The sequence below is a fragment of the Shewanella sp. FDAARGOS_354 genome, assembly GCF_002209245.2.
Lineage (GTDB): Bacteria > Pseudomonadota > Gammaproteobacteria > Enterobacterales > Shewanellaceae > Shewanella > Shewanella xiamenensis.
Window position 1 is genome coordinate 2,290,104 of record NZ_CP022089.2, and the last position, 16,175, is coordinate 2,306,278.

Genomic DNA, 16,175 nt, shown 5'->3' on the forward strand with positions numbered 1-16,175 from the left:
ACCTCTTTTTTACGTCGCGTTGAGGCTCCAAGTGATATTCCCAACAGGGTAGCCACTGCGCATGGCTTTCGCTCAAGTTTTCGTGATTGGTGCAGCAAGCATGGTTACTCTCGAGATCTTGCTGAAAGAGCACTCGCTCACTCAATTCAGAGTAAAGCTGAGGCCGCTTACCACAGGACTGATTTACTGGAACAACATCGCCCGATGATGCAGGCATGGGCTGATTTCGTAACACGATCAGGTGGTTGAATCGCCACAAGGTAGGGATTGAATACTATTCCAACGGAGGTTCACGATGGTACCTCTTTTTTCTGAAGGATTAACTGGACTATATCTGCTTGCAACTGTTTGCCGGAAATCTGCTGTCCCTCTCTTGATATTCCTAATAATAATTAGGCCATAAGCATATGATACATGAATATTTTTCATATCAAGTAACCGATAAATTTCACACCCCCCCACCCAGGATAGAGATTGCCATTACTGTGAGGCCGATCTATACTTCAACCATCCCCCCGGGGGGGATGTAAACTTAAGCCGAGAGATTTCCTGATGCTCAATATTCTTTCTAATCGTATTTACCGCCACCTGTTTATGGCACAGGTTATCGCCCTTATCGGCACCGGTCTGGCGACCGTTGCGCTGGGGCTGTTAGCCTACGAGCTTGCAGGAGACAGGGCTGGTGCTGTCTTGGGTACCGCGCTGGCTATCAAAATGAGCGCCTACATTCTGGTTGCGCCCGTAGCTGCGGCCTTCGCCGACAAATTCCCGCGTCGCAGTATGCTGGTGACGCTGGATCTGGTTCGCGCCCTCGTGGCTATAGCGCTGCCATTTGTCACCCAGATCTGGGAAATCTATATCCTGATCTTCATTCTTCAGTCTGCCTCGGCGGCATTTACGCCAACCTTTCAGGCGACAATCCCGGAAATTCTTCCTGATGAACGCGAATATACCCGGGCGCTGTCTCTGTCACGGCTGGCCTACGATTTGGAAAGTGTTATCAGCCCCATGCTGGCGGCTGCGCTGCTGGCGGTCATGAGCTTCCATAACCTGTTTGCTGGGACGGCTGTGGGGTTTATCGCATCGGCTTTACTGGTTGTTTCTGTCAGATTGCCAAAGATGAAAGCGCTAACGGTAAAACGCAGCATCTATGACAAAACAACGCGAGGCATGCGTATTTTTCTGAAAACACCGAGACTACGCGGCCTGCTGGCTCTCAACATGGCCGTAGCAGCGGCGAGTGCGATGGTTATCGTCAATACTGTTGTTCTGGTTCAGGCTAACTTTGGTTTCTCACAACGGTCTACCGCCATTGCGCTGGCATGCTTCGGTATCGGATCCATGCTATCGGCTCTGATTCTACCCAGACTCCTCGACAAAATGAGTGACCGCATGCCGATGCTTGTAGGTACGTCGCTTTTAGTCATTGGCCTGGGATTGGGCATTCTCCTAAAAAATTATGTCACCTTGTTAGTGCTGTGGGCGCTGCTGGGGGTGGGTTATTCGCTTTCTCAGACGCCAAGTGGGCGCCTGCTGCGGCGCTCGTCAAAAGCTGAAGACAGACCGGCGCTGTTCGCCGCTCAGTTTGCGCTGTCACATTCATGCTGGCTGGTGACTTATCCGCTGGCAGGGTGGGTAGGCGCTACATGGGGAACTCAGGCTTCATTCATCGCTCTGACCATTGTGGCGGGGCTGTCGCTGGTTACTGCCGTACTCATCTGGCGGCCTGAGCATGAAATTTACATCCAGGTTCACAGCCACACAGCCCCAGATACAAACAATGAATCGACCCATGAGCATGATTTCGTGATTGATGATGAACACCCGTCATGGCCGAAGAAAGAGAAGTAATTTACCCATAATATGCAGCGTATAAGGAGAGGATAAGCCGATAAAAAGTGTGACCATAGCGTTGATACATATTATCTTATCCCCTCCACCCAGAGAGGACAGCCCCATGACCGTACACGCATCACACCCTGACATTATTAAAAGACTTAAGCGTGCCGCAGGGCACCTGAAAAGTACCATCCAGATGCTTGAAGATGAAAAAGCGTGTCTGGATATAGCCCAGCAGTTACAGGCTGTGGAAAAAGCTATAACGAATGCGAAGCGTACTTTAATTCACGACCACTTAGGTCACTGCCTGGAGGAGGCCCTTCATGCTGAACACTCCGAGTCTGATAGTTCGCTTAGCGAATTTAAAGAGATAACCAAGTATCTTTAAAGCTGGTGAAACATGACTGGTTTTTCACAGCAAGGTGTGGTTAATGCCTGTGTTGCTACATATGCCCCATCAGGGGGCTTTTTTATCTGACTCAGCAGCAATTAACCAGTACCTACCTGAAAGGATTTATTATATGAAAATAAAAAACTCCCTTTTTCTATATTAATCTTATTCCTGCCAGCCATTTCCGTCGAAAAATCGGAAATGAAAATGTCAAAAATGCACTCGTCAGCATAGTCACAGGAATATAAGGCGGACATGAATGACCTGCACGACAAAGTGATGTCTGCTGTTAATGAGTCCGATCCCGACAAGGCCTTTACAAGGAGTATGATAGGGAAGCTGTGATCAAGTCTGCCGCATGAGATAATGTCCGCTGCACACGATTGGGGACATAGAGATGGATCAGCAACTTACATTCGCGGACAGCGAGTTCAGCAACAAGCGCCGCCAGACCCGTAAAGAGAAGTTCCTTGGCCGGATGGACAAGCTGATCCCCTGGACGCGTCTCGAAAACGTCATCGAACCTCATTATCCCAAGCCCGGTAACGGCCGCCGTCCTTATCCGTTGTCTACTATGCTGCGGATTCAATGCATGCAACAGTGGTACAGCCTGAGTGATGAGGCGATGGAAGATGCGCTGTATGAGATTGCCTCCATGCGCCTGTTTGCCGGTCTGTCACTGGATAAGGCCATCCCCGATCATTCAACGATTCTGAAGTTCCGCCACCTGCTGGAACAACATGGCCTGGCACGCCAGATCTTCGACGAGGTCAATCAGTGGCTGTCCGAGGCTGGTGTGCTGATCAAGGAAGGTTCCCTGATCGATGCCACCATCATCGAGGCCCCCAGTTCAACTAAGAACCGCAGTGGCGAGCGCGATCCTGAGATGCACCAGACGAAGAAGGCACTTCGGGCTGAAAGCCCATATCGGCGTGGATGCCTGCACCGGTATCACGCACAGCTTCACCACTACGGCAGCCAATGAGCATGACCTAAACCAGGCAGAGCACCTGCTTCATGGTGATGAAGCGTTCATCTTTGCCGATGCGGGTTACCGAGGCGCCGAAAAGCGGGTAGAGCTTAAAGATGTCAGTGCAGACTGGCACATCGCCGAACAACCCGGGCAGCTGAAGACTCTGAAAAAGCATCCTCGCATCAATAAGGTCAGAATCCCCGCACCGAGTATCTGAAGGCCAGCCTGCGTGCCAAGGTTGAGCATCCGTTCCGGATCATCAAGTGCCAGTTCGGCTTTGTAAAAGCCCGTTACCGTGGTCTGAAGAAAAATGACGGCAAACTGGCGATGCTGTTCGCGCTGTCAAACCTCGTGCGCGTGGATCAGATGTTGCGAGCACAGGGTTAATCAGTCTGAAGTGCCTGAAAAGGCGCTGTCCGAAGGAAAACGCAGGATAATGACGTCTAAATGGGGCCCCAATTGCTACGGGTTCTGGTTGGGCAGAAGTGGAGGCTTAATTACAGGTTCCTTAGTCGATATAAAAATAAGTCAGGCTATTATCAGGGATAAAATAATATAAAAAAGTTAAAAACGGTAACTCCATAGTAGAGTTACCGTTTTAATAAAACTATTCTTTTGGTGGGAACCCAGCTTCACGTAAAGCCTCAGAAATCTGCTCTAAAGATATTGATGTTTGCACATCTACCTTACGTATTGGTGGGTTGGTTACGATTTTAGCCTCTGGATCCATATTCTGAATAACTTTAGTCACTGTTCGAGCGCAGCCACCGCATGTCATATTTTCTATATGTAATTGCATTTGTATATCCTATTTAGTTGTGGTGACCTTTAGGATAGAGTTTGCCACTGTTGTAAGGTCAAGCCCTATCGCCAAAGATTTTCGTGCTTATCCTCTTTGACTAAACGTTTCACCAGAGGTATCAACTTTTCGCCTTGAGGAAAAACTTCGCACAACCACATAAAACACAGGAGTAAGCAGTAAGCCAAAGAAGGTTACTCCAAGCATTCCCGAGAATACGGCAATACCCATAGCATGCCGCATTTCGGCACCAGCCCCACTAGCTAATAGCAAAGGTATAGCACCCGCAATAAACGCCAGAGATGTCATAAGAATCGGACGTAAACGCAAGCGAGCAGACTCAAGCACGGCCGCCAATGGTGATAGTCCTTCACTCTCCTTGGTTCGGGCAAACTCCACGATTAAGATTGCATTTTTCGCGGCCAGCCCCACCAAAACAACAAAACCAATCTGAGTAAAGATATTGTTATCACCATTAGAAATCCAGACTCCCCCAATTGCAGAAAATAGCGCCATCGGCGCAATCAGCAATACAGCAAATGGCAAAGACCAACTGTTATATTGTGCCGCCAAGATAAGGAAAGCAAAGAAAACAGCTAGAGGGAAGATATACAGTGCTGAATTACCCGCCAATTTTTCCTGATAAGTAAGGTCAGTCCATTCATATGCCATCCCTTCAGGTAAACTTTCCTTAACTATTTTCTCAATAGCATCAGTTGCCTGTCCCGAAGAATAACCTGGTGCTGTACCACCTGTAATATCTGCAGATGGGTACCCGTTATATCGCATCACACGGTCAGGTCCAGAAGTTCGCTTAATATTTATCAGAGCTGATAAAGGAATCATGTCACCTGCTGAGTTTCGCACCTTAAGCAACCCGATATCTTCTGCTTGCATACGGAATGGCGCATCGGCTTGGGTAATGACTCGATACGTCCGACCAAACCTATTAAAATCATTTACATAAAGCGATCCAAGATTCACCTGTAAAGTATCAAATATATCTGTTAGCGCAACCCCCTGAGATTTTGCTTTCACACGATCAATATCTACCTGAATCTGAGGCGAGTTAGTTTCAAAACTGGCCATCATCCCTGCCAACTCTGGAGTTTGCATAGCTTTAGCCATGATGACGTCCTGCACACGAGCAAGCTCTTCAAAACCTAATCCGGCCCGGTCTTCAATTTGAAGTTTAAATCCTCCCATACTCCCTAAACCAGGAACAGGTGGTGGGGGGAATATACCCACGAAACCATCAGGAATTTGACTAAATTTCCCCATCAGACTACCAGCAATAGCCTGAGCAGATAATGATGGATTTCGACGTTCTTTAAAAGGTTTCAACATAGTAAACATTAATGCTGAATTTGGCATGTTAGGGCCGTTTACCGATAAGCCAGGGAATGCAATCACACTTTCAACTCCAGGCTGAGATAAAGCAATCCTGGACATTTCCTTAACTACAGCTTCGGTTCGGTCGAGTGAAGCGCCGGAAGGAAGCTGAGCAATGCCAACAAGGTAATATTTATCCTGAGCAGGCACAAAACCACCAGGAACCTGTTTGAAGCCCAGGAAGGTCAGTGCCAGAAAACCAGCATACAGAATGAGTACAATTGTACTTCCGCGAACGATACGTCGAATCGTCCCAACATAGGAATTCGACAGGCTATCAAAGAAACGGTTAAAACGACGGAAAAAAGATCCGAAAAAACGATCCATTACACGAGTCAACAAATCTTGCTTCTCTATACCTTGATGTGGTTTCAGTAGTACGGAAGCTAATGCCGGAGACAATGTTAAGGAGTTGATAGCCGATAAAATCGTTGAGATAGCAATCGTCAATGCAAATTGACGATAGAATTCGCCCTGAAGCCCCGAGAGGAATGCTGATGGAATAAACACAGCTGCCAGTACTGAGGTAATAGCCAGAATTGGCCCCGTTACCTCGTCCATTGCTTTTCTTGCGGCGTCTTTTGGTGAGAGTCCTTTTGCAATATGGCGCTCAACGTTCTCAACCACAACGATTGCATCATCAACAACAATACCAATTGAAAGAACCAGACCAAATAAAGATAGCGTATTGAGTGAGAACCCAAATACATCCATTAATGCAAACGTACCCACTAATGAAATAGGCACTGCGATCAATGGGATGATTGATGCTCTCCATGTTTGCAAAAATAGCATCACGACCAGCACAACTAATATTGTGGCCTCTAATAAAGTCGTCGTGACAGATTTCAGGGAAGCACTAACAAACACGGTCGGATCATAAGCGATACTGTACTGAATACCTTCCGGAAACCTTACTTTCAGGCGTTCCATTGTTGACCTTACCGATGCAGACACCTCAAGTGCATTGGCGCCCGGGGTCATAACAATCTGCATACCCACTGCATTTTTATTATTTAGTAAACTCCTCATGGAGTAGTTATCTGAACCGAGTTCAAGACGAGCCACATCACGCAAGCGCGTAATTTGTCCGTCATCTCCGGTTTTAATAACTATATCGCCGAACTGTTCCTCAGTAGTTAGGCGCCCTAAGGCATTCACAGTGACCTGGAATGATGACGATGCATTAGGTTGCTGTCCGACAGAGCCAGCCGCTACCTGAACGTTTTGTTCTTTAATCGCAGCAGTGACATCACTTGATGTTAACCCTCTGGAAGCCACTTTATTAGGATCTAACCATACTCGCATGGCATATTCCCCTTCACCTCCCAGCGCTATGCTTGCGACACCTGGTAAGCGTGAAAGCTCATCACGTACGTTTAACATTGCATAGTTAGAAACATAAAGTGGATCATAACGCTCATCAGGAGAGAACAAATGCACCACCATAAGAATATCCGGCGAGGTTTTTTCAGTCACAACCCCTATTTGCTGGACTTCCGTTGGTAGCCGAGGCAAAGCCCGTGATACCCGATTCTGAACCTGAATTTGCGCAATATCGGGGTCAGTTCCCTGTCTGAAAGAGATGGTTAAAATCATTCGGCCGTCAGAAGCAGTTTGAGAACTCATGTAAAGCATGCCTTCAACCCCATTGATGGCTTGCTCAAGCGGGGCGGCAACAGTATCTGCTATTACATTGGGGTTTGCTCCGGGGTAGCTTGCCGTTACCTGAACGGTTGGCGGTGTTACGGACGGATATTCACTGAGAGGAAGTTGAAAAAACGCTAAAGAACCCGCTATCAGCATAAAAACTGATAAGACAATTGCAAATATGGGGCGCTGGATGAAGAAATGAGGAAATTTCATTTACTACCTCCCTCATTTTTGCCATTCGATTTTTTAGATGCACCTTCAGGCTGCCTCTCAGGTACGCTCAACAGCGTTTGCATCGATACGATGTCTGGCGTAACGGCCATCCCCGGTCGTACGAGCCCTTTTATGATAATTTTTTCCCCGGCCTTCAGACCGTCGCTGATAACACGTAATCCATCGACCATTGGCCCCAACACTATCGGGCGATACTGCGCCTTATTATTGGCATCAACAACAAGGACATACTTATTGCCCTGATCTGTGCCTACGGCTTGATCGTTTACCAAAATTACTTTTTGCTCACTACCAGTGCCTAACTGAACTCTGGCAAATGCTCCAGGAGTAAGAAGACCATCAGCATTCGGGATAATAGCCCGGACACGAACAGTGATCTGATCCAATACTTTTGGACACCACGCTAAGTGAGTAAAATGACTTAACGAGGTGAATATGACAACCCAAAAGACCCGCAAGACTCACACTGCTGAATTTAAAGCAGAAGCCCTTAAACTAGCCGAACGTGTCGGTGTTGCTGAAGCGGCTAGGCAACTCAAAATCTACGAATCACAACTTTATAACTGGCGCTCTGCCATTGAAAAGAAATCGACAACCAGCCAACGCGAAGCAGAACTTGCTGCTGAAGTTGCCAAGTTAAAACGCCAGTTAGCTGACCAAGCCGAGGATTTAGCCATCCTAAAAAAGGCGGCCACCTACTTCGCGAAGAATCAAAAGTAAACCGATTCGAATTTATGCTCGAACACCAGCACCAGTTCCGCCTAAAACCAATGGCGGCGGTGCTTGGCGTGACGCGAAGTGGGTATTATGCCTGGCGAAAATCAAGCAAAGAACCGAGTGCGCGCTTGCTCAAACAGCACAGCCGTGATGAGCAAATCAAAGCTTTTTTTGTCCAGAGCAAAGAGCGCTCAGGCGCTCGGCGTATTCAAGCCGACCTCGCGGAGGATGGGGAATGCGCTGATCTGAAAACCATTATGAACAGCATGACAAGGCAGAATTTAGTGGCTAAAGCTGCGCGTAAATTCAAAACCACAACCGATAGCGATCACCAGCTTCCGGTAGCGCCAAACCTATTGGAGCAGAACTTCGATACCACTGGCCCGAACCAAAAATGGGTCGGTGATATCACGTATCTGATGACAAGCGAAGGCTGGCTGTATCTGGCGGTGATTATTGATTTGTACTCGCGAGCTGTGATTGGCTGGTCAATGAATAATCGTATGACGGCTCAGTTGGCTTGTGATGCACTGACTATGGCATTGTTCCGCCGTGGGTTCCCGAAAAATGTAATTGTTCACAGCGACCGCGGTAGCCAATATTGTTCACATGTCTATCGAAATCTGATTGAAAAACATCAACTTACCCAAAGTATGAGCCGCAAAGCCTGCTGCTGGGACAATGCCTGTGCAGAGAGCTTCTTCCATTCACTGAAGGTTGAGGCGATTCAGTACGAGCCAATCATGGACCGGGAAACCATGCGACAGACCGTTTTTGAATACATAGAAGTTGATTACAACAAAACCAGAAGGCATAGTTCACTTGGCTATTTAAGCCCTGAGAATTTTGAACTGAAACACAGTGCTTAGTTAAGTGTCCAGAGTTAGCGGATCAGATCACAGTGCCGGTATTACGATCAATTTGGTTGCCAACAAAATCAAGCGCCCCCCCGTGCGGATACCCCTTCTCATTTGCCAGACCTATATGTACGGGTAATTTTTCGTTGCTACGTCCGACAACATCAGGCCGAGCCTTACTGACAGTATTGAGATATGTCGCTTCATCAATATCAAAATAAACATATAAAGGGTCGGACGAAACGATTGTTGTCAATAGAGTCGCGGCCCCCCCCTGGCTGCTGCTAACCAAGTTACCTTCAGTTACTAAAATCCGATCGATACGGCCATCAATTGGCGCAGTCACACGCGAGTATGACAAATCCAGCTTTGCTGCTTCGACTGCAGCCTTCGATACCTGAACCTGTGCAACGCGGGCATTTTTCTCAGAAGATGCATCATCATAGTCTTTACGCGAAACAGCACCTCCGTTTACCAGACGGCTAATACGCTCGTAATTGCGGCTTGCCTGGAACGCCTGAGCTTCTGCCTGTCGTAATTGCGCTTGTGCACTATCAAGCACAACCTGGTAGGGCCGCGGATCGATTTGAAATAACATCTGTCCTTTCTGAACCAGACTTCCCTCCGGCACCGTAACAGATTCGATTGCCCCTCCTACCCTGGGGCGTAGCTCCACTGTTTTAATAGCCGCTAAAGAACCGGTAAATTCAGCAGAAGGTATAATATTCCGTGATACGGCAACAGCCACGGGTACCTGTGGACCTGCAGGCGCATTTGCAGTTTTTTTTTGCGTTTCGCTTGCATCATCATTTGCAAGTACCACTTCTGTATTGGCTGTCACTGCAACTGCCATCAGCAATATCCCAACTTTCATTTTCATCATAACGATCCTTTCATTCACCAAAACTCTTCGGCCAGTCCGAAGTTGGCGTCTGTAGTAATTTCTTACAGGCTAAAGCTTGTAGTAACTGGAAGGTCAAGGGGGAGGATGATAAAAACTTAGAAAGATCGCACTGATAAAATTGATTAAATCGGCTATTGAGGTGAATTCGTACAAAAAATTGAAAATTGTTTAAAACATAATGTTATTCATAGAAAAAATCAGGCCACTGAAATGGCCTGATGTAAAGGATGCTAATAGCTAGTACTTACCTCAAGCATCAATCGTGATATCACCGGCAGGAATGCACTGACATGTCAAACATGCCCCCTCATCAGAGGGCTCCACACCATTCAGATGCTGTACGTTCCCTGCAATCACCCTAGTTGAACAGCTTTCACATTGTCCAACACGACAACCACTAGGCATTTGAATCCCAAGCTTTTCCCCAAAATTAAGTAGAGTACCTTTATCCGTGGTCCAAATCTCTGTTCTTCCTGATTTTGCAAAAATGACTTTATGACGTAATGAGGGATCATTATTTATTTTTGCTGGAGAACGAAATATCTCGTAGAAAATAGCAAATGCAGGTACACCTCTCTCCTGAAGCCCTCGCGATATCGCATCCATCATAGGCTGCGGACCACACATGTAATAACGAGCATTATTCTCAATAAGATATGCCTCGACATCTCCCGCACCAACGTAACCAGCTCTATCATAATCCAATCCTGGAATATCACAGTCGAGGGGCTGATTGTAGATATTAATTACTTTAAGCCTGTCAATAGACGCATTTAGCTCCGCAATTCTTTTCTTAAACGCATGTAGCCTACTATTTTGATTAGCATAGAAAAGCCAGATCTCCGGACCTTCCGCTTGGGGGTTAATAGACTCCAGATAGGAAATGAATGGAGTAATTCCAATACCGCCAGCAAAGATTACGACAGGCTGGACGGCATTGAGCGGGACAATGAAATTCCCCCCAGGAGGGGTAAGTTCAACATCCTTGCCTATCTGCAAATGCGTGTTTATGTAGGATGACATTATTCCTTCAACATACTCACCTTTCTCATCAGTCGCTTTCTGATGACGGACAGAAATGGAATAGGTTTTACGGTCATGAACAAACGCAGGGCCTGTCAGCGAATACGCCCGGGTAACGATCTCTTCAGAATCGCTCATCGGACAACAGCTAACAGTGATATGCTGGCCCGGTTCATAATCAGGTAAGTAGCCTTCACTGTTCGATTGGAAGGTAATTGTCGTAACATTATCTGCTTCTTTTTTCAGTTCAATGACTTTGAATGTTTTACGACCTTCCCAGGGGCGCCTTATCAGCTCAAAATCATTCAAGCGGCGAATGCGGCAGCGGAATGAACGCAAAGGTAAAGCACCGCTGACTGGATCATAGCTATCACCGCTGATTAAACTATTGTAATTGCTACTGTACTCACCTTTAACCGGGTATGAAGGTTTGCCAAAATCAGGACAAGCCTGCCACCACCCAAACTCAGCAATTACAGTTTCATGAGAGAGTTTGGCTTCCACTTTTGCTCTAAATCGAGCAAGACCTGCTCTCGTTTCAATTTCTACCCAATCCCCCGTCTTGATACCTTCTTCGTCAGCCAGAGTTGCCGAAATGTCTACCGTTGGATAAGGTGCTTTTTTTCGTAGGCTAGTCAGGCTTCGATGTTGGCTATGACAGAAGAATCCGCTTTTAACGGATGTCAGCATTAATGGATAATCAGGATCGTTGCGCTGGTATTCTTGCGGCTGTACATACTCAGGTAAAGGATTGTAACCATAGTGATGAAGGATCTCAGAGTAAAACTCTGCACGTTTTGTTTCTGTATTGAAACCTGCCAGATATCCACTATTTGGGTCTCTGAAAGCATATTTTCTGACTTTATGCTCAAGCGGGATATCGTAACCTTCTGGCTTATTTCTGAGCATCTCAACAGTCAAACCTAATGGTTCTAGTTGATAATTCCAGGCTGCCTCAATATTGCCGTCGAAGAACGCTTCATTCATTCCTAACCGGCATGCAAGATCGAAAACAATCTCAAGGTCGGAACGGCTTTCACCGCGCGGAGAGACCATTTTTTTTCTCAACTGAATGTGGTCCTGAGCAGCAGCACTACTTTCAAACCCGGTTCTTAGGCCTTCGCGCTCCCAGGCAGTGTTAACTGGCAGAAGGATATCAGCATACTTTGATGTAGGCGTTTCAAACAAATCTACATGGGCATAAAACTCAAGCGCCTCAAGCGCCTGTTGTCCGAGAGAAGTATCACTTTGTGAAAGTAATATGTTGGCACCAAAGCCAATTAACCCGCGAATTTTATAGGGTGTACCTTCTAATACTGAATGCCAGATATCCTGAGAATGAACCCAACCTTGTGAAGGCGGCCCGATAGGCCTTTCTTCAAGGCCTAATGCTTTATCCCATTGTGATTTAGGCATCAATGTCGGTGAATTAACCACATTTACCGGGTGGCTGGCATAGATTCGATTACATCCTTCCTGATCGAAACAACCGGTTAAAGCATACAGTGTCGCAATCGCACGTTCTGTTTGGGTGGCATTAGTGTGTTGAGCCACTCCAGACCAACTGTGGTAGGCGATTTTCTTGGCCCCGGCAATCAAACTCGCAGCGGCTTCAATTGACGCAACAGATACCCCGGTGATACGGCTTACGTTTTCTGGGTCATAATTAGCCAACATATCTTTAAAAGATGAAAACGCCGTTTGGCAGGAAATTTTTGCACCATCAGCTATTGCGACTTCAACATTGCCCTCAAGTGCAGCTGTAGGCATCAGCGTTTCTTCAGTTCGAGTCTCGGAATCGATAAATGTGACTTGCTGGTTGTGTTCGTCCCAAACTGTATAGCGATTACTGATGGCAAGTGGGTTAATATCTTTTTCCCGAAGAAAATAACCATTATCATTTCGAACCAACAAAGGACCATTAGTCCAGTTTCGAACAAACTCATGATTAAACAGGTTTCGTTCTACCAGGAGATGGCTTAACCCCAAAGCTAATGCACCGTCAGTTCCAGGATTGACATCAAGCCAGGCATTTGCTTCTTTCGCTAAGGGTGTCGGGCGAGGATCCACGACAATCAGTTTTGCGCCGTTATTTCGACCAGTACCAATCGCACTAGCCTGGGCAAGCCAAGTATTCGCGGGGTTATGCCCCCAAAGAAGAATAAGATCGGCATGGGAATAATCAGCAACAGGAATGCCGCAGCCAAAGGTCCATCGATGTGCAACGTCTTTATGCCAGTTACATATCTCAGTTCCATAGCTGGTATTTGGGCTGCCATAGATACGAACAAATCGCTCTAACCATTCAATTGCATCACTGAGGGGGGTACCGCTTGGGCTCGTAAAGCCGAAAGCGACAGATTCAGCTCCATCCTCTCGTTTAAATTTTTCCAGTTGTCCGGCTATCGTTGACATAGCCTCTTCCCAACTTATACGTTGCCAGCCCGGATCCTCTGCACCTTTAGGATGAGTTCTCTTCATCGGGTACAGAATTCTATTTGCGCTGTCCACCAGCTCAGGTGCCGCTTTCCCCTTCATACACATGGCCTTACCATTAGGGTGTTCAGGGTTAGCCCGTACCTTGATCAGGTGGTCATTTGCTACTTCACTCAGCGTCCCACACCGCGAACGGCAAAGTGTGCAATATCCGGGAATAATATCTGACATTGGAAACCTCACTACTAAAAACAGTTAATATTCTTTAAAAACCACATTGATTTCTTTTTACCCAAGAGTTACTAACCCAATTAATGTCATCTTGTTTTGTAGGCGTAATTTCAGTTGAAATTACTGTCATCTATGGATTGCGGCTAAGAAATTTCAGGACCAGAGTCTGATTTTTGTAAACCGTTAACATCTGCAAGATACAGTGCACTCAAAATAGGGCATTCAGGCTTATCATCCCCTGCACAGCAATCAGAAAGCGTTGTAAGTATTGATGCCATACGCTGAAATTCTTGAATTTTTCGCGTCAACTCGTTGATGTGTGACTCGACTAATTTTTTTACATCAGCACTCTGGCGCGAATGGTTCCCCCACAGACAGAGAAGTTCCCCTGTTTGTGCCAGAGAGAAACCTAATTCCCGACATCGGCGTATAAAATGTAATTTGTACACATCAATATCGCGGAACATCCGATACCCGGCTGCAGTTCTGGCTACTTCCGGTATTAATCCCGCCTCTTCATAATAGCGGATCATTTTTGCGGAAACTCCGGATAACCGGGCAGCATCACCAATGTTCATCCTTACCTCCCAAAATGTATTCTGTTGATACCAGATCCAGTTTCAAATGACGTCGTTTCCGGCGCTCTTACCTTGCATACGTAGTGATACGGTTACCGTCTGGCTCATCAATATTGAGTCGATATCCAGCCTAAACCTTCCTGTGGCGGTAAGGTCAAGAAAAAAGATCATCAAGATAAGCTGTATAAGAAACCAGATGTGACGAAAATACTCATCTCCCTTATGACCACATACTTAATGACTCAAAACACTCTTCTTTGGGTTTAGAAAGAATGCTATCTCTAGTGGAATCATTTTTATATTCGCCAACACTCACTAATTCCCATGATTCGACATCATTCAACAACGCAAGCATCAACTTATTATTTAATGCATGACCTGACTTATAAGCATGGTAGGCGCCAATAATATTATGGCCTGATACGAAGAGGTCTCCAATCGCATCCAGTGTTTTATGTCGCACAAGTTCGTTGTTAAATCGCAGACCTTCCGGGTTCAGAACGCTATATTCATCAAGACCTATCGCATTATTCAAACTTGCCCCTAACCCAAGACCTTTTTGTTGTAGAAGTTCTACATCACGAACAAATCCAAAAGTTCTGGCATCAGCAATCTCGCCAATATAGTTTTCTTTCGACACTTCAATATTTAATCTATTGGTCTCAGCAGAAATCAAGGGATGCTTAAAATCAATCATAAAATCGATCGAGAACTTAGAGTCTGGATGCAAAAGAGCCCATTTGTCGCCATCTTTTACGGAAACCGTTTTTTTTATCAGCAGATATTTTTTTAGCGCACACTGCTCTATCAAACCAGCGTGCATTATTGAATATATGAATCCTCTGGCACTCCCATCGAGAATGGGAAGTTCTGGAGCATCGAGCTCCACCAAGAGGTTATCAAGTCCCATGCTGGACACCGCAGAGAGGAAATGTTCGATTGTTGAAACTCGAACTCCCTGAGGGTTGATAATGCTTGTTGCCAGCATAGTGTCATGAATCTGATCGGCACGGAGCTGAATATCAACAACAGGAGTTACATCTGTTCTACGGAACCGTATGCCACTATTGGCACCAGCAGGCATGATTTTCATGTTAACGGTTTTACCGCTATGCAAGCCAATACCGTTTAACTCAACAATATTCTTGATAGTTTTTTGCTTGATCATGGAGACCTCTATTTGCTCTAGCGACTAGGCAGAACGTCTGCAACAAGGCTCCATTAATGATTCCCCCTATTGCCCTGTTCATCGTCCTCGCTACTCTCGACTTGGTTCCATTAAAAACCCTAAAGTTGATATAGGGTCAAGCTTTTATACGATATACACATGAAGCATCTTGCACGAGTCGCACTGACTGACCCGAGTTAGTTACCATCATATTCCTTATGGTTGAGACCATATGGAAATCAGTGAATTAAAAATATTTATTCATCCAAAACACAAATGGTTTTAAGAAAACCTAACCCCCTTCTTGTAAAATTATTCAAGATAGTCAAGTATATTTTTTATATTGTCAATTAGGGCCACATGCAGGTCAGGGTCATCACATTCATCTGAATGGCAATAGGAAATATGTTGAAGTATAATTCTTTTTTTGAATTCGCTAACGGTGCACTCCAACTCATACACCGACCGTACGATATCAATACAAGGTTCATCATCGATTAAAAAATCCTGCATTTTATTATATTTATCAGCCAGCTCTTCTATCATAGGAATCAATACGGGGTCATTAACTAACATTGGCATATCTCTCCTCATCGTCTGAAAGTAAAGATGGACACAGCGCTGATAAATCCCAACTCCCTTGCTTACGGTACCGACCGGGAGGAAGATGAAACTTGTTTTTGAAAGCTCTCGTGAAAGTTTGTTGCGAATCAAAACCATACTGAAGAGCAATGTCCAGAACTGTTCTGGAAGTTAGTTTCAGATCGATGGCAGCGCAGGATAATCGACGAGAGCGAACATATTCACCCCGCGCAATGCCGGTCGCCTGTTTAAATAAACGTTGAAAATGCCATCGTGAATAACCAGATTTTTCAGCAATGATTTCTACTGGCAAGGTTTTATTCAATGAACATTCAACCCACTGTACAATATCTTCGACAACACTTTCAGAATATTTTTTGGTGTCCATCCGCTCCCCC

12 protein-coding genes and 2 pseudogenes are annotated in these 16,175 nt (G+C 45.8%); 4 read left to right on the forward strand and 10 right to left on the reverse strand.

Going from position 1 to position 16,175, the window contains the following annotated elements:
* Positions 1–552 precede the first annotated feature (552 nt).
* The 3 genes and pseudogenes from CEQ32_RS10360 to CEQ32_RS10375 all read left to right on the forward strand — a co-directional run bounded on the left by CEQ32_RS10360 (position 553) and on the right by CEQ32_RS10375 (position 3,590).
* Positions 553–1,851, forward strand: a complete 1,299-nt coding sequence (locus tag CEQ32_RS10360) for an MFS transporter (protein WP_088585970.1) — start codon at positions 553–555, stop codon at positions 1,849–1,851.
* 106 nt (positions 1,852–1,957) lie between these two features.
* Positions 1,958–2,227 (forward strand): metal-sensing transcriptional repressor, encoded by a 270-nt coding sequence (locus tag CEQ32_RS10365; protein ID WP_088585971.1) that lies wholly within the window; start codon positions 1,958–1,960, stop codon positions 2,225–2,227.
* Between the two features lie 400 nt (positions 2,228–2,627).
* A pseudogene (locus CEQ32_RS10375) lies at positions 2,628–3,590 on the forward strand (IS5 family transposase).
* A 220-nt stretch (positions 3,591–3,810) separates the two neighbouring features.
* On the opposite strand, the gene CEQ32_RS10380 reads toward CEQ32_RS10375, so the two are convergent.
* From CEQ32_RS10380 to CEQ32_RS10390, 3 genes are all read right to left on the reverse strand, one after another.
* Positions 3,811–4,002, reverse strand: coding sequence for a heavy-metal-associated domain-containing protein (locus tag CEQ32_RS10380; protein ID WP_088585972.1), 192 nt, complete (start codon positions 4,000–4,002; stop codon positions 3,811–3,813).
* An 87-nt stretch (positions 4,003–4,089) separates the two neighbouring features.
* On the reverse strand, positions 4,090–7,260 hold the full coding sequence (locus tag CEQ32_RS10385) for an efflux RND transporter permease subunit (RefSeq protein ID WP_088585973.1): 3,171 nt from the start codon (positions 7,258–7,260) through the stop codon (positions 4,090–4,092).
* Positions 7,257–7,667, reverse strand: a complete 411-nt coding sequence (locus CEQ32_RS10390; RefSeq protein ID WP_088585974.1) for an efflux RND transporter periplasmic adaptor subunit — start codon at positions 7,665–7,667, stop codon at positions 7,257–7,259. Before CEQ32_RS10390 ends, CEQ32_RS10385 begins: the two co-directional genes overlap by 4 nt.
* A gap of 49 nt (positions 7,668–7,716) precedes the next feature.
* On the opposite strand from CEQ32_RS10390, the gene CEQ32_RS10395 reads away from it, so the two are divergent.
* Positions 7,717–8,867, forward strand: a protein-coding gene (locus CEQ32_RS10395; RefSeq protein WP_088585975.1) for an IS3-like element ISShes1 family transposase whose coding sequence is annotated in 2 segments (ribosomal slippage) — positions 7,717–7,960 and positions 7,960–8,867 — 1,152 coding nt in all. Because the reading frame shifts where the segments join, the coding sequence is not laid out codon by codon here.
* A gap of 22 nt (positions 8,868–8,889) precedes the next feature.
* Here the strand turns inward: CEQ32_RS10395 and CEQ32_RS10400 are convergent.
* From CEQ32_RS10400 to CEQ32_RS10425, 7 genes and pseudogenes are all read right to left on the reverse strand, one after another.
* On the reverse strand, positions 8,890–9,738 hold the full coding sequence (locus CEQ32_RS10400) for an efflux RND transporter periplasmic adaptor subunit (protein ID WP_226871901.1): 849 nt from the start codon (positions 9,736–9,738) through the stop codon (positions 8,890–8,892).
* A gap of 270 nt (positions 9,739–10,008) precedes the next feature.
* A complete protein-coding gene (locus tag CEQ32_RS10405) occupies positions 10,009–13,320 on the reverse strand; it encodes a molybdopterin-dependent oxidoreductase (protein ID WP_233454300.1) in 3,312 nt (1,103 codons plus the stop codon).
* A 27-nt stretch (positions 13,321–13,347) separates the two neighbouring features.
* Positions 13,348–13,449 (reverse strand): annotated as a pseudogene (locus CEQ32_RS23335) (hypothetical protein); the annotation flags it as partial.
* Positions 13,450–13,592: 143 nt separating this feature from the next.
* Positions 13,593–14,027 carry a Cu(I)-responsive transcriptional regulator gene (gene cueR, locus CEQ32_RS10410; protein ID WP_088585976.1) on the reverse strand — a complete coding sequence of 145 codons (435 nt, stop codon included), beginning with the start codon at positions 14,025–14,027 and terminating at the stop codon, positions 13,593–13,595.
* Positions 14,028–14,247: 220 nt separating this feature from the next.
* Positions 14,248–15,195: a UDP-3-O-acyl-N-acetylglucosamine deacetylase gene (lpxC, locus tag CEQ32_RS10415; RefSeq protein WP_088585977.1), complete on the reverse strand. Its 948-nt coding sequence runs from the start codon at positions 15,193–15,195 to the stop codon at positions 14,248–14,250.
* 312 nt (positions 15,196–15,507) lie between these two features.
* A complete protein-coding gene (locus tag CEQ32_RS10420; protein ID WP_212751624.1) occupies positions 15,508–15,777 on the reverse strand; it encodes a hypothetical protein in 270 nt (89 codons plus the stop codon).
* Positions 15,761–16,165, reverse strand: coding sequence for a helix-turn-helix domain-containing protein (locus CEQ32_RS10425; RefSeq protein WP_088585979.1), 405 nt, complete (start codon positions 16,163–16,165; stop codon positions 15,761–15,763). The genes CEQ32_RS10420 and CEQ32_RS10425 overlap by 17 nt, the downstream gene beginning before the upstream one ends.
* Between the last annotated feature and the right edge of the window lie 10 nt (positions 16,166–16,175).